This is a genomic window from Achromobacter sp. ISS7 (assembly GCF_056523125.1).
This window is the reverse complement of record NZ_JAWRZD010000001.1, coordinates 214,530-232,454: the sequence shown is the minus strand read 5'-3', so window position 1 is coordinate 232,454 and position 17,925 is coordinate 214,530. Positions and strand designations below refer to the sequence as shown.

Annotated in this window: 13 protein-coding genes; 7 read left to right on the top strand and 6 right to left on the bottom strand. The window is 67.0% G+C overall.

The features are described from left to right. Positions 1-280: 280 nt before the first annotated feature. Positions 281-751, bottom strand: coding sequence for an Lrp/AsnC family transcriptional regulator (locus AC1HFW_RS01005; protein ID WP_006393566.1), 471 nt, complete (start codon positions 749-751; stop codon positions 281-283). 193 nt (positions 752-944) lie between these two features. Between AC1HFW_RS01005 and AC1HFW_RS01000 the strand changes: the two genes are divergently transcribed. The 4 genes from AC1HFW_RS01000 to AC1HFW_RS00985 all read left to right on the top strand — a co-directional run bounded on the left by AC1HFW_RS01000 (position 945) and on the right by AC1HFW_RS00985 (position 6,076). After that, entirely contained in the window at positions 945-1,961 is a 1,017-nt protein-coding gene (locus tag AC1HFW_RS01000) for a 1-aminocyclopropane-1-carboxylate deaminase (RefSeq protein WP_006393565.1), read from the top strand. Between the two features lie 228 nt (positions 1,962-2,189). After that, positions 2,190-3,134, top strand: a complete 945-nt coding sequence (gene puuE / locus AC1HFW_RS00995) for an allantoinase PuuE (RefSeq protein WP_479281545.1) — start codon at positions 2,190-2,192, stop codon at positions 3,132-3,134. 11 nt (positions 3,135-3,145) lie between these two features. Continuing rightward, on the top strand, positions 3,146-4,840 hold the full coding sequence (locus AC1HFW_RS00990; RefSeq protein ID WP_479281544.1) for a hydantoinase/carbamoylase family amidase: 1,695 nt from the start codon (positions 3,146-3,148) through the stop codon (positions 4,838-4,840). A 3-nt stretch (positions 4,841-4,843) separates the two neighbouring features. Continuing rightward, positions 4,844-6,076: a M20 family metallopeptidase gene (locus AC1HFW_RS00985; protein WP_479281543.1), complete on the top strand. Its 1,233-nt coding sequence runs from the start codon at positions 4,844-4,846 to the stop codon at positions 6,074-6,076. Between the two features lie 52 nt (positions 6,077-6,128). On the opposite strand, the gene AC1HFW_RS00980 is transcribed toward AC1HFW_RS00985, so the two are convergent. Next, positions 6,129-8,180: an OPT family oligopeptide transporter gene (locus AC1HFW_RS00980; RefSeq protein WP_241070496.1), complete on the bottom strand. Its 2,052-nt coding sequence runs from the start codon at positions 8,178-8,180 to the stop codon at positions 6,129-6,131. Between the two features lie 294 nt (positions 8,181-8,474). On the opposite strand from AC1HFW_RS00980, the gene mdeB reads away from it, so the two are divergent. The 3 genes from mdeB to AC1HFW_RS00965 all read left to right on the top strand — a co-directional run bounded on the left by mdeB (position 8,475) and on the right by AC1HFW_RS00965 (position 14,305). Then, positions 8,475-11,162: an alpha-ketoglutarate dehydrogenase gene (gene mdeB, locus AC1HFW_RS00975; RefSeq protein ID WP_479281542.1), complete on the top strand. Its 2,688-nt coding sequence runs from the start codon at positions 8,475-8,477 to the stop codon at positions 11,160-11,162. 243 nt (positions 11,163-11,405) lie between these two features. Continuing rightward, positions 11,406-13,703: an NADP-dependent malic enzyme gene (locus AC1HFW_RS00970; protein ID WP_006393559.1), complete on the top strand. Its 2,298-nt coding sequence runs from the start codon at positions 11,406-11,408 to the stop codon at positions 13,701-13,703. A gap of 149 nt (positions 13,704-13,852) precedes the next feature. Beyond that, positions 13,853-14,305 (top strand): DUF2214 family protein, encoded by a 453-nt coding sequence (locus AC1HFW_RS00965; protein ID WP_116522081.1) that lies wholly within the window; start codon positions 13,853-13,855, stop codon positions 14,303-14,305. Between the two features lie 61 nt (positions 14,306-14,366). Here AC1HFW_RS00965 and AC1HFW_RS00960 read toward each other — a convergent pair whose 3' ends face one another. From AC1HFW_RS00960 to AC1HFW_RS00945, 4 genes are all read right to left on the bottom strand, one after another. Continuing rightward, positions 14,367-15,476, bottom strand: a complete 1,110-nt coding sequence (locus AC1HFW_RS00960; RefSeq protein ID WP_479281541.1) for a hypothetical protein — start codon at positions 15,474-15,476, stop codon at positions 14,367-14,369. A 113-nt stretch (positions 15,477-15,589) separates the two neighbouring features. After that, positions 15,590-16,900: a citrate synthase gene (locus AC1HFW_RS00955; protein WP_006393556.1), complete on the bottom strand. Its 1,311-nt coding sequence runs from the start codon at positions 16,898-16,900 to the stop codon at positions 15,590-15,592. 19 nt (positions 16,901-16,919) lie between these two features. Continuing rightward, entirely contained in the window at positions 16,920-17,180 is a 261-nt protein-coding gene (locus AC1HFW_RS00950; protein ID WP_035361300.1) for a succinate dehydrogenase assembly factor 2, read from the bottom strand. A gap of 26 nt (positions 17,181-17,206) precedes the next feature. After that, complete coding sequence (locus tag AC1HFW_RS00945; protein ID WP_006389365.1) at positions 17,207-17,923, bottom strand: succinate dehydrogenase iron-sulfur subunit; 717 nt, start codon at positions 17,921-17,923, stop codon at positions 17,207-17,209. Between the last annotated feature and the right edge of the window lie 2 nt (positions 17,924-17,925).

Genomic DNA, 17,925 nt, shown 5'->3' with positions numbered 1-17,925 from the left:
CTTCCGCGACACGGGCTTCCCGTTTAGCGGATAGCAGGGGCAGAAGGCGCGTACAAGCCTTGAAAGCCGTATGGATGAAAGTATAACCCTTTGAGTTTATGGGCGTCTTCTTGCGATTGCGTGACGCAAAAGCGCAAGCGGAATGGCTCCATGCGGGTTTGGAATGTCCGTTCAACCCCTGCAATTACGCCGTCTACTCGCCACCAATTTCCGCTAACGAAAAATGCCGCATTGCGGCATTTTTTTTGGCCCGCGCACCGGGTGTTGCGCAATTGCCTCGTCAGAGCGGCAGCTCGGTGGTCGACAGGATCTCTTTCAGGACGAAGAAAGTGCGGATCTGGCGCACGCCGGGCAGCTTGATGATCTCGCCCGCGTGCAGCTTGTTGAAGCGCTCCAGGTCGCGGATGCGCAGCATCAGGAAGTAGTCGAACTCGCCCGCGACCAGATGGCATTCGAGGCAGCCGCTGATGCCGCGCGCCGCCGCCTCGAAGTCGGTGAAGGACTCGGGCGTGGAGCGGTCCAGCACCACCCCGACGATCACCAGCGTGGCCATTTCGACCTCGGCCGGCTCCAGCAGCGCCACGGTCTTCCTGATGATGCCCTCGGCCTTGAGCTTTTCCACCCGCCGCAGGCAGGCCGCGGGGCTCAGGTGGACGCGCGCGCTCAGGTCCAGGTTGGTGATCTGGGCGTCCTGCTGCAGCAGGCGCAGGATCTGGCGGTCGATGCGATCCAGCCCGGCAATGGCAGCCATTCAATATGTCCCTATAAAATTTAATTTGGTATTTATTTTTTATTCATAAATATTAGATCCAAAAAACCAATTTCCAAAAAATTTAAATGGAAGAAATCCAAAAAATACGCAATTGACCAACAATCCGACGGGTTCCTATGATTTTTCCATCCGCGGCGCCGTCCGCCCGGACCGTTTCCCCCCAGGAGCCCGCATGGATCTGCAACGCTTTCCCCGCCATCGCCTGACCTTCGGCGACACCCCCATCGAGAAGCTCGAGCGTCTGTCCGCCCACCTCGGCGGCAAGGTCGAGATCTACGCCAAGCGCGAGGACTGCAACAGCGGCCTGGCGTTCGGCGGCAACAAGCTGCGCAAGCTGGAATACCTGATTCCGCAGGCGCTGGAACAGGGCTGCGACACGCTCGTCACCATCGGCGGCATCCAGTCCAACCACACCCGCATGGTGGCGGCCGTGGCCGCCAAGCTCGGCCTGGCCTGCGTGCTGGTGCAGGAGAACTGGGTGGACTACTCGGACGCCGTCTACGACCGGGTCGGCAACATCATGATGAGCCGGCTGATGGGCGCCGACGTGCGCCTGGTGGACCAGGGCTTCGACATCGGCTTCCGCCGCAGCTGGGAAGAGGCGCTGGAAGACGTGCGCAAGCGCGGCGGCAAGCCCTATGCGATTCCGGCCGGCGCCTCCGACCATGAACTGGGCGGGCTGGGCTATGTGGGCTTCGCCGAGGAAGTGCGGCGGCAGGAGGCCGAGCTGGGCTTCAAGTTCGACTACATCGTGGTCTGCGCCGTCACCGGCAGCACGCAGGCCGGCATGGTGGTGGGCTTTGCCGCCGACGGCCGCGCCGACCGCGTGATCGGCATCGACGCCTCGGCCACGCCCGACCAGACCCGCGCGCAGATCCTGCGCATCGCCCGCCGCACCGCGGACATGGTGGGCCTGCAGCGCCCCATCACCGACAGCGACGTGGTGCTGGACACGCGCTACGCCTACCCGGCCTACGGCCTGCCCTCGGCCGAGACCAACGAGGCCATCCGCCTGTGCGCGCGGCTCGAAGGCATGATGACCGACCCGGTCTACGAGGGGAAATCGATGCAGGGCATGATGGACATCGTGCGGCGCGGCGAAATCCCCGCCGGCTCCCGGGTGCTGTACGCGCATCTCGGGGGGGTACCGGCGATCAACGCCTACAGCTTTCTCTACCGCAACGGCTGACGGCGGCTACGGCGCCAGCGCCTGGCCCTGCGGCGACCTGCGCTGAACCGCCCTTTTTTCGATGTTCCCCCAACACCCCGCCGGCAGCGCATGCCGGCGGGGTGTTCGCTTGATGGCGGCCGGCCTTGCCTGATGTATTAGGGTCATCACTAATGATGTACATAAATTGTATACAGACAATGCGGTTTACCTTATCGTGTCGAACACGATGTCCACGCCCGCCCAGCCATGAGCACCTACGACGCCACCCAGCCCTACCCGCGTGACCTGATCGGCTACGGCCGCAATCCGCCGCACGCGCAATGGCCCGGCGGCGCCCGCATCGCGGTGCAGTTCGTGCTCAATTACGAGGAAGGCGGCGAGAACTGCGTGCTGCATGGCGACGCGGGGTCCGAGCAGTTTCTGTCGGAAATGTTCAACCCGGCCAGCTATCCTGAACGCCACCTCAGCATGGAAGGCATCTACGAGTATGGCTCGCGCGCAGGCGTCTGGCGCATCCTGCGCGAATTCGAAAAGCGCGGCCTGCCGCTGACGGTGTTCGCGGTCGGCATGGCCTTGCAGCGCCACCCCGAGCTGGCCGCGGCGCTGGTCGAGCTGGACCACGAGATCGCCTGCCACGGCTGGCGCTGGGTGCACTACCAGCACGTGGACGAAGTCACCGAGCGCGAACACATGCGCCTGGGCATGGACGCCATCGCGCAACTGACCGGCGCCCGCCCGCTGGGCTGGTACACCGGCCGCGACAGCCCGCGCACGCGCCGCCTGGTGGCGGACTACGGCGGCTTCGAATACGACAGCGACTACTACGGCGACGACCTGCCCTTCTGGATGCGGGTGCAAAAGAGCGACGGCAGCGTGGCGCCGCAACTGATCGTGCCCTACACGCTGGACTGCAACGACATGCGCTTCGCGCTGCCGCAGGGCTACTCGCACGCCGACCCATTCTTCCAGTACCTCAAAGACAGCTTCGACGCACTCTACGCCGAAGGCGAAGAGGCCCCCAAGATGCTCAGCATCGGCATGCACTGCCGGCTGCTCGGCCGGCCGGGCCGCATCGTCGCCCTGCAACGCTTCCTGGATCACATCGCGCGCCACGACCGCGTCTGGGTCTGCCGCCGCCTGGACATCGCCCGGCACTGGCAGGCGCGCCATCCCTATCAACCCGCTCTTTGAACGGCGCAACCATGGCCCATACCCTCGCCCAATTCAACGACGCCGCGCCGCAAGACGCGGCCGCCATGCTGGCCGACCTGTATCCGCACGCGCCCTGGGCCGCGCAACAGGCGGTAGGCGCGCGGCCGATGCACAGCGTGGCCCAGCTGCAGCTGGCGCTGCAACGCGCGGTGGACGATGCCGACGTCGCCACGCAACTGGCGCTGCTGCGCGCCCAGCCCGCGCTCGACGCTGGGACCGACGCCGCCGCGCGCATCGCCGACCATGCCGCGCGTTTCGGCTTTCCCTTCGTGCTGTCCCGCTACAGCCCGCGCTGCGCCGGCCTGCAAGACGCGCAACGGGTCCAGGCGCTGGAGCGCCGCCAGCACAACGCGCCGGACGACGAACGCCGCGAAGCCCTGCGCCAGTTGCACCGCGACGCCGAAGTGCGGCTGCACGAACGTTTCGGCGCCGAACCAGACCTGGGCAACGACATCTGGGACTGGCAGGAAAAACTCAGCGCGCACAGCGACCCCGGCTACGCTGAGAACGGCCAGCTCACCGTCACCTACCTGACCGATGCGCACCGCGCCTGCGCGCAGCGCATCTCGCACTGGATGCGCGATTGCGGCTTCGACGAAGTCGGCATCGACGCGGTTGGCAACGTGGTCGGCCGCTACCATGCGGTCCGCGCCGACGCGCCCATCCTGATGAGCGGCAGCCACTACGACACGGTGCGCAATGCCGGCAAATACGACGGCCGCCTCGGCATCTTCGTGCCGATGGCCTGCGTGCGCGCGTTGCACCGCCAGGGCAGGCGCCTGCCCTACGCGATCGAAGTGATCGCCTTTTCCGAAGAAGAGGGCCAGCGCTATCCGGCCACCTTCCTCGGTTCCGGCGCGCTGATTGGCGACTTCCAGCCGCGCTGGCTGGAACAGAAGGACGCCGACGGCATCAGCATGCGCGAGGCCATGGCGCACGCGGGGCTGTGCGTCGACGACATTCCCAAGCTCAAGCGCGACCCGGCCCGCTATCTGGGCTTTGTCGAAGTGCATATCGAACAGGGCCCCGTGCTCAATGAAATGGGCCTGCCGCTGGGCGTGGTCACGTCCATCAACGGCTGCGTGCGCTACCGCGTGCGCATCCACGGCACCGCCTGCCACGCCGGCACCACGCCGATGGACCGGCGCCGCGACGCCGCCGTGGCCGCGGCCGAGCTGATCGTGTTCGTCGAAGGCCGCGCCGCGCGCGATGGCGACTCGGTCGGCACTGTCGGCATGCTGGAAGTGCCCAATGGCTCGATCAACGTGGTGCCCGGCGAATGCCGCTTCAGCCTCGACCTGCGCGCGCCCAGCGATCGGCAGCGCGATGCGCTGGCCACGGACGTGCTGGCCGAACTGGAAGCGATCTGCCAGCGCCGCGGCCTGCGCTACACGCTCGAGGAAACCATGCGGGCCGCCGCCGCCCCCAGCGCGCCCGCCTGGCAACAACGCTGGGCACGCGCGGTCCAGGCGCAGGGCGTGCCGGTCCACTGCATGCCCAGCGGCGCCGGCCACGACGCCATGAAGCTGCACGAGATCATGCCGCAGGCCATGCTGTTCGTGCGCGGCCAGAACGCCGGCATCAGCCACAACCCGCTCGAATCCACCACCAACCACGACATGCAGCTGGCCGCACAGGCGATGCAACGGCTGCTCGACGATCTCGCCAACGAAGCAACGAGCTGAACCATGACCGACTACGCCCGACTCGACGCCTGGGTGGACGCCCACTTCGATGAAGAAGTGCGCTTCCTGCAGGAACTGGTGCGCGTGCCGACCGACACGCCGCCGGGCAACAACGCCCCCCACGCCGTCCGCACCGCCGAACTGCTGCAGGGCTTCGGCCTGCAGGCCGAGTCCCATCCCGTGCCCGCCGACGAGGTGCGCGCCTACGGCATGGAATCCATCACCAACCTGATCGTGCGCCGCGAATACGGCGCCGGCGGCCGGCGCGTCGCGCTCAATGCCCACGGCGACGTGGTGCCGCCGGGCGACGGCTGGGAACGCGATCCGTACGGGGCCGAGATCGTCGACGGCAACCTCTACGGCCGCGCCGCCGCGGTCAGCAAGAGCGACTTCGCCAGCTTCACCTTCGCGCTGCGCGCGCTCGAGGCGGTGGCCCGTCCGAGCCAAGGCGCGGTCGAGCTGCACTTCACCTACGACGAGGAATTCGGCGGCCTGCTCGGCCCGGGCTGGCTGCTGCGCCAGGGGCTCACCCGCCCCGACCTGCTGATCGCGGCCGGCTTCAGCTATGAAGTCGTGACGGCGCACAACGGCTGCCTGCAGATGGAAGTCACGGTGCACGGCAAGATGGCGCACGCCGCCATTCCCGCCACCGGCGTGGACGCGCTGCAGGGCGCGGTCGCGATCATGAACGCGCTCTACGCGCAGAACGCGCGCTACCGCGAAATCACCTCGCAGGTCGAGGGCATCAGCCACCCCTACCTGAACATCGGCCGCATCGAAGGCGGCACCAACACCAACGTGGTGCCGGGCAAGGTGGTGTTCAAGCTGGACCGCCGCATGATCCCGGAAGAGAACGCGGCCGAGGTCGAGGCCGACATCCGCCGCATCATCGAACAGGCCGCGGCCGCCATGCCCGGCCTTCGCGTCGAGATCAAGCGCCTGCTGCTGGCCAACGCCATGCGGCCGCTGCCCGGCAACCAGCCGCTGGTCGAGGCCATTCGCAAGCACGGCCAGGACCTGTTCGGCGAGCCCATCCCCGCCATGGGCACGCCGCTCTACACCGACGTGCGCCTGTATGCCGAGGCCGGCATTCCCGGCGTGATCTACGGCGCCGGGCCGCGCACCGTGCTGGAATCGCACGCCAAGCGCAACGACGAACGCGTGGCGCTGGAAGACCTGCGGCGCGCCACCAAGGTCATCGCCCGCACCCTGGCCGACCTGCTGCAACCGGCATGAAAAAAGGGCATGGCGCCCACGCGCCATGCCCTTTGACCGCCACGCGGCGGCGCTACGCCAGCCGCATCACGCGGCGCCAGAACAGCACCGCCACCAGCGCGAACACCGCCAGTCCCAGGAACGAAGCGGTACGCGCGAATTCCTCGCCCGCGATCGCCAGCGGCGCATCGGTGCCGGCGGCGCCGATGATGGCGGCCATCACCACGCCCACCAGGCTCTCGCCCACGATCAGGCCCGAGGCGATCAGCACGCCGCGCCGGTTGGGGGCCTCGGCGAACGACTCGTAGTCCTTGCCGGCGGCCGCGGCGCGACGGCGCAGCGCCCGCTCCAGCAGCCAGGCCAGCAGCGCGCCGGCCACGATCGGCGCCGCCACGGTCGGCGGCAGGTAGATGCCGATGCCGACCGCCAGCACCGGAATGCGAGCCACCTTGCAGGTGCGCTTGAGCACCTCGTCCAGCGCGATCAGGCCGACACCGACCGCCATGCCGATCAGGATCATGGTCCAGTTCAGCTGGTGGGTGAAGATGCCGCGCGCGATCGCCAGCATCAGCGTGGCCTGCGGCGCCGACAGCGCCTGCGCCGGGTCCATGCCTTCGCGCGGCATGGCGTCGGCGAAACCGTAGGCGTTGTACAGCAGTTCCAGCACCGGCGAGATCACCGCCGCGCCGACCACGCAGCCGATCAGCAGCGCCACCTGCTGGCGCCAGGGCGTCGCGCCCACCAGCCAGCCGGTCTTCAGGTCCTGCAGGTTGTCGTTCGAGATCGATGCCACCGCCACCACCGCCGAGGTGCTGAAGATGGCCAGCGCGATCGTCATCTGCACGCCGTTCTGCACCGCCAGCAACTCGCCGCCCAGTGCCAGCATCAGCAGCGACACCAGCACGATGGCAACGATGCCCACGCCCGAGATCGGGCTGGTCGACGAGCCCACCAGGCCGGCCATGTAGCCGCAGGCCGCGGCCACCAGGAAGCCGAACACGAAGGCGAACAGCACCGCGTAGGCCACCAGTTTCCAGATGGCCGCGGCCGATAGCGGCGCGCCGGCCAGGAACACCTGGAAGGTGATCACCAGCACCGCCACCAGCACCAGCGTGACGACCGAGATCCAGCCGGCCGACAGGTCGCGCTCGGTGCGCGGGGCCTTGCCGGCGCGCGCCGCGCCAGCGCGGGTCAGCGCCGAAAACGAGGCCTTGACGCCGCGCGCCATCGGCACGAACAGCGTCGCCAGCGTCCAGATGGCGCCCACGCCGATCACGCCGGCGCCGATGAAGCGCACCTGCGACGACCACAGCCCGGTGGCGAACTTCGCCAGCGTCATGTCGGCGGGAATCTCGGCCATGGAGGTCAGGATCGGCACCGCGATGCCCCACGAGATCACCAGCCCGGTCAGCATGGCCAGGCCGGCCACGATGCCGATCAGGTAGCCGGCGCCCAGCAGCGCCAGCGAGAAGCCCATCGGCAGCCGGAACACCGCGCCGCCCAGCGCGAACCAGCCGCTGACGCCGTCGCCCAGCACCCGCAGGCCGCTGGCGGCGAAGCTGACCGCCGCCGCCACTACGCCGCCGCTGACGATGTCGCCCATGCCGGTGGCGGCCGGCTTGGCCGGCGCCCGCCCGGACTCTTCGGCCGCATCCTGGGCGCGCTCGGCGCTGCCGACCCGCAGGATCTCGGCCGCCGCCACGCCTTCGGGATACGGCAGGTCGCTCTGCACCACCATCACGTGGCGCAGCGGAATCGTGAACATCACGCCCAGCATGCCGCCGGCCGCGCAGATGCCCAGCGTCTGCCAGAACGGAAAGCCCTGCCAGTGGCCCATCATGACCAGGGCGGGCAGGATGAAGATGATGGAGGACAGCGTGCCGGCCGCCGAGGCCTGCGTCTGCACCATGTTGTTCTCGAGGATGTTGGCGTCCTTGAACAGCCGCAACACCGACATGGAAATGACCGCCGCCGGGATCGCCGACGAGAAGGTCAGGCCGACCTTGAGCCCCAGGAACACATTGGAGGCGGTGAAGATGATGGTGATCACTGCGCCCAGCAGCACGCCGCGGAACGTCAGTTCCGGTAGCGTGACCTCTGCCGGGACGGTGGTGGGTTGAGTCATTGAAGTCTCCTTCTACTGGCCGGGGTCGACCCGCCGCGGGAGCGGGACGGCCACGGCTTTCAGGGCGTTTACGCCCTGTTGGTTGCCGGTTTGTTTTTTCTGAAGCGCGAATTCTAGCGCCTCGGCGTCCAGCAGGTGGTCACCACCGGTAAGCGGCCCATCGCAGCAGATCCTGCCGTCCACCCAAAAAACGGCGGACGATTATGCTGAAAACCCGGGTTCTCCCCCGGCTTTTTGATTACCCATGCCCCAGGGACAGGACTAGCATGGCGCTTACAAGGAGACAAAACCATCATGTGCGACGCCAGCCATTCCCCCGCCGGAGCAGATCCCCGGCATGACGCCGACCCCGCCGAGACCGCCGAATGGCGCGACGGCCTGCAGTCCCTGGTCGAGGCCTCGGGCGCCGACCGGGCGGGCTATGTGCTGGACAACCTGCTGGGGCATGCCGCCACGCTGGGACTGCGCGCCAACAGCCAGACGCGCACCGCCTACCTGAACACCATCCCCGCCGACCAGGAACCGCCCTTCCCCGGCAACCTGGCGGTCGAGGAACGCATCGCCCGCATCAACCGCTGGAACGCGCTGGCCATGGTGGTGCGCGCCAACCAGGCCCATGGCGAACTGGGCGGCCACATCGCCAGCTACGCCTCGGCCGCCGACCTGTTCGAGGTCGGCTTCAACCACTTCTTCCGCGCCGCCGGCGCCGATGGCCCGGGCGACCTGGTCTACATGCAGCCGCACTCGGCCCCCGGCGTCTACGCCCGCGCCTACCTGGAAGGCTTCCTGAGCGATGACGACCTGGCCCACTTCCGCCAGGAAATCACCGCCACCACGCGCGGCCTGCGCGGCCTGTCGTCGTACCCGCACCCGTGGCTGATGCCGGACTTCTGGCAATTCCCCACCGGCTCGATGGGCATCGGCCCCATCAACGCGATCTACCAGGCGCGCTTCATGCGCTACCTGGAACACCGTTCGCTGGTGCCCGGCGGCGACCGCAAGGTCTGGGGCATCTTCGGCGACGGCGAAATGGACGAGCCGGAATCGATCGCCGCGCTGACCCTGGCCGCGCGCGAAAAGCTCGACAACCTGGTGTTCGTGGTCAACTGCAACCTGCAGCGCCTGGACGGCCCGGTGCGCGGCAACGGCCGCATCATCGACGAACTGGAAACGCTGTACGCCGGCGCCGGCTGGAACGTCATCAAGCTGGTCTGGGGCAGCGACTGGGACGCGCTGCTGCGCCGTGACACCAACGGCGCCCTGGCGCGCGCCTTCGCCAACACGGTGGACGGCCAGTTCCAGACCTTCGCCGCCAACGATGGCGCCTTCAACCGCGCCCACTTCTTCAACCAGAATCCCGAACTGGCGGCGCTGGTGGCCGACTGGACCGACGAAGCCATCGACCGCCTGCACCGCGGCGGCCACGACATGGTCAAGATCCATGCCGCGTATCACCGCGCCGCGCATCATCGCGGCCAGCCCACCGTGATCCTGGCGCAGACCAAGAAGGGCTTCGGCATGGGCACGGCGGGCCAGGGCAAGATGACCACCCACCAGCAGAAGAAGCTGGACGACGAGGCGCTGCTGGCGTTCCGCGACCGCTTCGCGCTGCCGATCTCCGACGCCGACTGCCTGGCGCTCAAGTTCTACCGCCCGGCCGAGGACAGCGCCGAGCTGCGCCACCTGCAGGCGCGCCGCGCCGCGCTGGGCGGCCACATCCCCCGGCGCCAGACGCAGGCGCCACGGCTGGCGCCGCCAGCGGTCGATCAATGGGCCCGCTTCGCGCTCAGCGCCGACGGCAAGGAAATGTCGTCCACCATGGCCATCGTGCGCATGCTGACGGCGCTGCTGAAGGACCCGCAGGTCGGCCCGCGCATCGTGCCCATCGTGGCCGACGAGGCGCGCACCTTCGGCATGGCCAACCTGTTCCGCCAGATCGGCATCTATTCGGCCCAGGGCCAGCTGTACCAGCCCGAGGACATCGGCTCGGTGCTGTATTACCGCGAGGCGCGTGACGGCCAGATCCTGGAAGAAGGCATCACCGAGGCCGGCGCGATCTCGTCGTGGACGGCGGCCGGCACCAGCTACTCGGTCAACGGCCTGCCGATGCTGCCCTTCTATATCTATTACTCGATGTTCGGCTTCCAGCGCATCGGCGACCTGATCTGGGCCGCCGCCGACCAGCGCACGCGCGGCTTCCTCATCGGCGCCACGTCCGGCCGCACCACGCTGGGCGGCGAAGGCCTGCAGCACCAGGACGGCTCCAGCCACATCATGGCCGCGGCCGTGCCCAACTGCCGCGCCTACGATCCGGCCTACGCCTACGAAGTCGCGGTGATCGTCGAATACGGCATGCGCCGCATGCTGGACGAACAGCGCGACGAATTCTTCTACCTGACCGTCACCAACGAGAACCTGGCGCAGCCCGACCTGCCGCAGGACGGCGTCGCGGCCGAAGGCATCCTGCGCGGCATGTACCGCCTGCGTCCGGCCCGCCAGCAGGCCGCGGTGCGACTGCTGGGCGCCGGCCCCATGCTGCGCGAAGCGGAAATGGCCGCCGAGCGGCTGCACGCGGAATACGGCGTGGATGCCGAGGTCTGGAGCGTGACCAGCTTCTCCGAATTGGCGCGCGATGGCCGCGAGGCCGAACGCGCCCGCGCGCTCGGCCTGCCCACCGCGCCGGATGCGGACTGGGTGCGCGCCTGCCTGGGCGGCAGCGACGCGCCGGTGGTGGCCGCCACCGACTACGTGCGCGCCGTGCCCGAGCAGATCCGCGCCTGGGTGCCGGCGCCCTACCGGACGCTCGGCACCGACGGCTTCGGCCGCAGCGACACCCGCGCCCGCCTGCGCGACTTCTTCGAAGTCAGCGCCGACTGGATCGTCCTGCACGCGCTGGACAGCCTGGGCCTGCAGGCGCAGGCCGACACATTGCGCCAGAAACTCGGGGCCGCGACCCGCGCCACGCCGCCTTGGGCGCAATAACGCGCTGAAAGCAAAGGAAAAAGCCCCGATCCCAGGGGCTTTTTCCTTTTGCGTGGCGGCGCCGCGAAAGCGCGCCGGCTTGATCAAAATCGGACGATCGCTGCGGTGCAGCAACCAATTCGCGCCGCTTTCTGTTGAAATACGGGTGTTCCCTAAGCATTTCCCAAAGAATACGGCGGGCCGCGAGCCCGCTTTTTGCTTTCCGTTTTTTATCTACAGTTAGCGCCGAAAAGGCTATATCCCATGGACGAAACCCTCACCAAGCTGGCGTTGGATTACCACGCCTATCCCACCCCCGGCAAAATCTCGGTCACCCCGACCAAGACGCTCGCCAACCAGGACGACCTGTCGCTGGCGTACTCGCCCGGCGTGGCCGCCGCCTGCATGGCCATCTTCGACCAGGGCGACGACGCCGCCTCCAAGTACACCTCGCGCGGCAACCTCGTTGGCGTGATCACCAACGGCACCGCCGTGCTGGGCCTGGGCAACATCGGTCCGCTGGCCGCCAAGCCGGTCATGGAAGGCAAGGGCTGCCTGTTCAAGAAGTTCGCCGGCATCGACGTGTTCGACATCGAACTGGCCGAGAACGACCCCGACAAGCTGGTCGACATCATCGCCGCGCTCGAGCCCACGCTCGGCGGCGTCAACCTCGAGGACATCAAGGCGCCCGAGTGCTTCTACATCGAGAAGAAGCTGCGCGAGCGCATGAAGATCCCCGTCTTCCACGACGACCAGCACGGCACCGCCATCATCTCGTCGGCCGCCATCCTGAACGGCCTGAAGGTCGTGGGCAAGGACATCGGTTCGGTCAAGCTGGCCTGCTCGGGCGCCGGCGCCGCCGCCATCGCCTGCCTGGACCTGCTGGTGCACCTGGGCGTCAAGCGCGAGAACATCTACGTGGTGGATTCGCGCGGCGTGATCTGGGAAGGCCGCGATGAAAACATGGAAGCCAACAAGAAGCGCTACGCGCAGAAGACCGACGCGCGCACGCTGGCCGACGTGGTCAATGCCGCCGACGTGTTCCTGGGCTGCTCGACCGCCGGCGTGCTGACCGCCGACATGGTCAAGACCATGGCCGACCGTCCGCTGATCCTGGCGCTGGCCAACCCGGAACCGGAAATCCGCCCGGAAGTCGCCAAGGCCGCCCGCCCCGACTGCATCATCGCCACCGGCCGTTCGGACTACCCGAACCAGGTCAACAACGTGCTGTGCTTCCCCTTCATCTTCCGCGGCGCCATGGATGCCGGCGCCTCGCGCATCACCGAGGAAATGAAGCTGGCGTGCGTCAAGGCCATCGCCGAACTGGCGCAAGCCGAACAGAACGATGAAGTGGCCCGCGCCTACGCCGGCCAGGAACTGTCGTTCGGCCCCGACTACATCATCCCGAAGCCGTTCGACCCGCGCCTGATCGTCCAGATCGCCCCGGCCGTGGCCCAGGCCGCCGCCGACTCCGGCGTGGCCGCCCGTCCGATCGAGGACATCGAGGCCTACCGCCAGAAGCTGATGGGCTTCGTCTACCACTCGGGCCAGCTGATGCGCCCGCTGTTCGCCCAGGCCAAGAAGGCGCCCAAGCGCGTCATCTACGCCGACGGCGAAGACGAGCGCGTGCTGCGCGCGGTGCAGACCGTGGCCGACGAAAAGCTGGCGTTCCCGATCCTGATCGGCCGCCCGTCCGTGATCGAGATGCGCATCAAGAAGTTCGGCCTGCGCCTGGTGGCCGGCCAGCACTTCGAGATCGTCGATCCCGAAGACGACAGCCGCTTCAACGAAACCTGGACCGCGTACTACCAGCTCAAGGGCCGCGAAGGCGTGACCCCGGCCATCGCCAAGGCGATGATCCGCAAGCACAACACGCTGATCGGCGCGATGCTGCTGCGCCGTGGCGATGCCGACGCGCTGCTGTGCGGCGTGGCCAGCAAGTACGACAACCAGCTCAAGTACATCGACGAAATCATCGGCAAGAAGGAAGGCCAGACCTACGCCGCCCTGAACGTGCTGATGCTGCCCGACCAGACGCTGTTCGTCACCGACACCCACGTCAACGAGAACCCGTCGGCCGAGGAAGTGGCGAACATCACCATCCAGGCCGCCGACGAGATGCTGCGTTTCGGCGTGGTGCCCAAGATCGCCCTGCTGTCGCACTCGAACTTCGGCAGCCGCGTCACGGAATCGTCGCGCAAGATGGCCGCCGCGCGCCAGCTGGTGCAGGACCGCGCGCCCGACCTGGAAGTGGACGGCGAAATGCACGCCGACGCCGCCCTGTCGGAAAAGATCCGCGTGCTGGCCTACCCGGACAGCACCCTGAAGGGTCCGGCCAACCTGCTGGTCATGCCGACGCTGGACACCGGCAACATCACGTACAACATGCTGAAGATGACCGGCAGCAATGGCGTCGCGATGGGTCCGATCCTGCTGGGCGCCGCGCGCCCGGTGCACATCCTGACGACCAGCGCCACCGTGCGCCGCATCGTCAACATGACCGCCCTGGCCGTGGTCGATGCGCAGCAGGAAGCCGCCGAGGCCGCCAAGAAGCGCCGTTGATCGCATTGCGCTGATCGGCAGGCAAGGGACGCCCCGCGGGGCGTCCTTTTTTTTGCGCGGCTTGATGGCGTGATGGTGCGCGGCGACGGGCGAATGGTAAAAACGGGGCAGAGATTTCCCTCGACCCTTCCTTACTGGAGCCCGACCCTATGCTGCTAGACGCCTTCCTGGCCTGGTTTCACTTCCTGGCCATCTTCGTGCTGGTGGTGGTGCTGACCGCCGAAGCGGTGCTGCTGCGCCCCGACCTGACGCCGGCCACGCTCAAGCGCCTGGTGGTCTATGACCGCCTGTACCTGCTCAGCGCGATCCTGGTGCTGGTCACCGGCGTGCTGCGCCTGATGCTCGGCGTCAAGGGCGCCGCCTTCTACATGGGCAACCCGTGGTTCCACGCCAAGATCACGCTGTTCGTCATCATCGGCCTCTGTTCGGCCCCGCCCACGCTGGCCTTCCTGCGTTGGGCCAGGCAGGCGCGCCAGCAGCCCGCCTTCGTGCCGGACGCCGCGCAGATCAAGCGCGCGCGCCGCTGGGTGATGATCGAATCGCACCTGTTCATCTTCCTGCCGCTGTTCGCCGTCCTGATGGCGCGCGGCATCGGCGCGTAAAACCCGCGCCGCGGCCCGCGCCCTCGGGTACGGCGCGCCGCGCCAAGACGGCCCGCGCGGTTCAGGGACAGCGCGCGCGGGTCGGCTGGGGCATGTCGTCGCCGACGATGATGGTGGCGAAATGAAACACCCCCACCGTGTCGTTCTTGACCACGTCCACGACCTCGCCGGCCAGCGTCTGCATCACCGACATGCCCTCGGGCACGTCGGCCTGGCCCTCGCGCTTGGCGACCTGGCCGTTCCACGGACTCAACACCAGCACGCCCGGATAGGATTCACGGTCATCGCCGCGGCCACGCCGCGCCGTCTTGACCTGCGTGCCGGCCGCATAGTCGACGCCGCCGAACCGCGTCGGGCAAGCCAGCTCCGCATCGCTCACGCGCAGCAGGCGCCGCTGGCCATCCAGGTAGAGCCGAGGCTCGCTCAAAGGCAGCCCGTACACCTTGACCGCGACCGGGTCCTTGACCTCGATGCGCCATTGGTCCGGATCGCGCGAGCCATCGGTATAGACCGTGCCGCTCGACCCGTACACGATGGAACCCGACGCGAGATCCAGCGCCTCGACCCGGTTGCCCGGGCCCAGCACGCATTTGTTCAGCATCTTCAGGGCGCCGTCGGCCTCCACGTCGAATTCGATGTCCTGGGTGGCATCACACTGCCAGCCCTGCACCGCCTGGCTGCCCGCGCCGCGCAGCAGCACGCTGCGTGGATGGCGGCCGCGAAGCGCGTAGGTCTCGCTGTCGTAGTCGGCATCCAGATAGCGCGTGGCGCGCGACGCCTGCACGCCGTACATCGCCACGGGCTGCGGAAACTCGGCCTCGACGTAGGTTTCGAGTTGCCCTTCATCCTGCAGTTTCAGGCGCGTGCCGGCGGGCATGGCGATGCCGCCCACCGTCGTCGTCGCCTCCAGGGTGACGTTGCGGGCCGCCTCGCGACGATCGCTTTCGCGCCCGATCTGCCAGATGACCGCCTGGACCCAGGCATAGAAGGCAAACGGCACCGCCAGCACCACGAACAGCAGGCTGGAGGTCTTCCAGTATTTGCGGACCGTGCGGCGCGCTCCGCCGCTGGCCACCAGCACCAGCGCCCAGCCCAGCAGCGCCAGGCCGGCAAGAAACCCCAGGGAAACGAAAATGTAGAAGCCCGCGGAGGGCAGCGCTATCGGAATCATGGCAAGGATGATAAACGCCAAACCGCCCTGCCGCGACCACGCGGCCGACGGCGGCGCGAGCGGGCAACAAAAAACCGCCCGAAGGCGGTTTCTTGTTCAAGCCAGGCAGCGTATCAACGCTTGTCCATCGGGGGCACGTCGCGCGTGACCGAACCGGTGAACAGCTGGCGCGGACGGCCGATCTTGTAATCAGGATCCGACAGCATTTCGTTCCACTGGGCGATCCAGCCCACCGTGCGGGCCAGCGCGAAGATGGCAGTGAACAGCGAGGTCGGGATGCCGATGGCGCGCTGGACGATACCCGAGTAGAAGTCCACGTTCGGGTACAGCTTGCGCTGCACGAAGTACGGATCCGACAGGGCGATGCGTTCCAGTTCCATGGCCAGCTTGAACAGCGGGTCGTTTTCCAGGCCCAGGGCCGAGAGCACTTCCTTGCACGTTTCCTGCATCAGCTTGGCGCGCGGGTCGTAGTTCTTGTAGACGCGGTGGCCAAAGCCCATCAGGCGCACGCCCGAGTTCTTGTCCTTGACCTTCTCCATGAACTCGCCGACCTTGGCGATGCCGCCGTTGGCTTGCAGCTCTTCGAGCATCTGCAGGCAAGCTTCGTTGGCGCCGCCGTGGGCCGGGCCCCACAGGCAAGCCACGCCGGCCGAGATGGCGGCGAACGGGTTGGTGCCCGACGAACCGCACAGGCGGACCGTGGAGGTCGAGGCGTTTTGCTCGTGGTCGGCGTGCAGGATGAAGATGCGGTCGAGCGCGCGCTCGACGACTTCATTGACCTTGTAGTCTTCGCACGGCGTGGCGAACATCATGCGCAGGAAGTTGCCCGTGTAGGACAGGTCGTTCTGCGGGTAGATGAACGGTTGGCCTTGCGAGTACTTGTACGCCATCGCGACCAGCGTCGGCATCTTGGCGATCAGGCGGATGGCCGAGATGTGACGGTGTTGCGGGTTCGTGATGTCGGTCGAGTCGTGGTAGAACGCCGACAGCGCGCCCACCAGGCCCGTCAGGACGGCCATCGGGTGGGCGTCGCGACGGAAGCCGCGCAGGAAGAAGTGCAGCTGCTCGTTGACCATCGTGTGATGGGTCACTTGCGAATCGAAGTCGGCCTTCTGTTCCTGGTTCGGCAGTTCGCCGTTCAGGATCAGGTAGCAGATGTCCATGAAGTCGCAATTGACGGCCAGCTGCTCGATCGGGTAGCCGCGGTACAGCAGCTCGCCCTTGTCGCCGTCGATGTAGGTGATGCCCGATTCGCAGGCAGCGGTCGACATGAAGCCGGGGTCAAACGTGAACATGCCCGTCTGGCCGTACAGCTTGCGGATGTCGATCACATCCGGACCAACCGTACCCTTGTAAACAGGGAACTCAATGGGTGCGCTGCCGTCCGAGAAGGACAGAGTGGCTTTTTTGTCAGACAGGTTCATGTTTTTTCCTCTCAATTAATCAGAGCGACCGCATCTGGCCGATGATGCCGCGGAGTCGGGGCGTGTCGAGCGCGCCCTCGAGTTCCTTGCGGGCCAGCAGCAGGTCGAGAAGATCGTTGTCTCCCATCTCGAAGAGCTGCGTCAATGCCGTCACGTCATCGTCGGTAAGCTCGGCCTCGTGGGCGTCGAGATACCGGGTGATGATCAAGTCGTTTTCGAGCAGGCCCCGGCGCGCCCGCCAACGCAGACGCGCCCGTTCCAGTTCAGTAAGCCTGCTCATCATTACACCTTAAATACACCAAACTACTAGACCGTGCGACGGACCATCAGTTCCTTGATCTTGCCAATGGCCTTGGTCGGGTTCAGCCCCTTGGGACAGACGTCGACGCAGTTCATGATGGTATGGCAACGGAACAGGCGGTACGGGTCTTCCAGGTTGTCCAGACGCTCGCCGGTGGCTTCGTCGCGGCTGTCGGCGATGAAGCGGTAGGCTTGCAGCAGGCCGGCGGGGCCGACGAACTTGTCCGGATTCCACCAGAACGACGGGCAGGAAGTGGAACAGCACGCGCACAGGATGCACTCGTACAGGCCGTCCAGCTCTTCGCGCGCCTCGGGCGACTGCAGGCGCTCTTTCTCGGGCGGCGGCGTGTCGTTGATGAGGTACGGGCGGATCGAGTGGTACTGGTTGAAGAAGTGCGTCATGTCCACGATCAGGTCGCGGATCACGGGCAGGCCCGGCAGCGGGCGCAGCACGATCGGTTCCTTCAGCTCGCGCAGGTTCGTCGTGCAGGCCAGGCCGTTCTTGCCGTTGATGTTCATGGCGTCCGAACCGCACACGCCTTCACGGCACGAGCGGCGCAGGGCCAGGCTGTCATCGACGTCGTTCTTGATGCGCACCAGCGCATCGAGCAGCATCTTGTCGGTGGGCTGGAGTTCGACTTCCAGCTTCTGCATGTACGGGCGCTCGTCCTTGTCCGGATCGTAGCGGTAGATTTCGAACTTGACGATTCTCTTGGTGCTCATAG